Origin of the sequence: Filimonas zeae (assembly GCF_014641615.1) — a bacterium.
In the GTDB taxonomy this organism is placed as follows: Bacteria; Bacteroidota; Bacteroidia; order Chitinophagales; family Chitinophagaceae; genus Filimonas; species Filimonas zeae.
Genome location: NZ_BMIB01000014.1, coordinates 1 through 1,315, shown reverse-complemented (window position 1 = coordinate 1,315; position 1,315 = coordinate 1). Strand labels below are relative to the sequence as shown.

The following is a 1,315-nucleotide window of genomic DNA, read 5'->3' as shown; positions in this document are numbered from 1 at the left end:
GGGTCTATTCAGTAAACTGTGTCAGTGAGGTTGTATTTATAGATATCGTTGTTCAAAGATAATCGCCATTTGTGCTTGTATGAGCTTCCATCCTTTAACTGGTGCAACCCATCCTTTCTGGTTCTCTCTAAAGACGAGGTAAAGCAGCTTTAGTAACGATTGATCCGAGTGGAAGACTCTTTTAGCCTTGGTAACCTTTCTTAATTGGCTATGGAAGGATTCTATCATGTTGGTGGTATAGATAATCCTTCTGATCTCCTGCGGGTATTTAAAGTGCTGGGATAGCCTCAGCCAGTTAGTACGCCAGCTTTTAGTCAGTAAGGGGTATTTGTTACTCCACTTAGCTTCCAGTGCTGTTAAGGCGGTTTCTGCCAACTCAAGATTTACGGCCTGATATATTTCCTTAAGGTCCGCCATAACCTTCTTCATGTCTTTAGATGCTACCATTTTGGTAGTATTACGAACCTGATGGATTGTACACAGCTGCACTTCTGTTTGAGGATAGATGCTTTCTATGGCTTCTGCAAAGCCTTTCAGGTTGTCGATACATGCAATAAAGATGTCCTTTACGCCTCTGTTTTGTATATCGGTAAGAACCTGCAACCAGAAGCGGGCACCTTCACTTTCACCTACGTATAAGCCCAACAGGTCTTTAACTCCTTCTTTGTTTAAGCCTATCACACAGTAAACAGCTTTACTGACAATGCTGCCCTGCTCCTTTACCTTATAATGTATTGCGTCCAGCCAAACGATAGTATAAACACTTTCTAACGGGCGGCTTTGCCAGGACTTCACATCCTCCAACACGCGGTCAGTAATACTGCTGAGAGTTGCAGGGGATACTAATAAACCGTATAGTTCCTCCAGATGACTACAAATATCATTGTAACTCATCCCTTTACCATACATACTAATAACCTTATTATCAAGCGCTTCCCCTAAAACAGTCTGACGTTTGGCTAAAGTTTGCGGCTCAAAACTGCTGTTACGATCACGTGGGGTAGCAATCTCGACAGGCCCAAACCCTGTCTTTACCTTCTTACTCGTCTTCCCGTTGCGGCGGTTGGGGGATTGTTCCTGCTGAATATGGGCGTCTAACTCGCCCGCCAGACTCGCTTCTATCAAACGCTTAATCAAAGGCGCAAGCACCCCGTCTTTACCCTCCAGAGGGCGGCCAGCTCTTAGCTGGTTAACGGCTTCATCCTCAAACTCACGGAAGTTAAAAGGACGCTTTTCTGAGTTTTCCTGTTCCATCTTACTGTGTTTAAAGGTATTTCATATAGAAAACCTGTGACACAGTTTATTAAACAGACCC

At 44.0% G+C, this 1,315-nt stretch carries 1 protein-coding gene; it reads right to left on the bottom strand.

Translation table 11 applies throughout. The features are described from left to right. Positions 1-36: 36 nt before the first annotated feature. Complete coding sequence (locus tag IEY13_RS29985) at positions 37-1,254, bottom strand: IS256 family transposase (RefSeq protein ID WP_188959468.1); 1,218 nt, start codon at positions 1,252-1,254, stop codon at positions 37-39. Positions 1,255-1,315 lie beyond the last annotated feature (61 nt).

Excerpts from the sequence above, each read along its gene's own strand:
- IEY13_RS29985 (WP_188959468.1), bottom strand. The coding sequence starts at position 1,254 with ATGGAACAGGAAAACTCAGAAAAGCGTCCTTTTAACTTCCGTGAGTTT.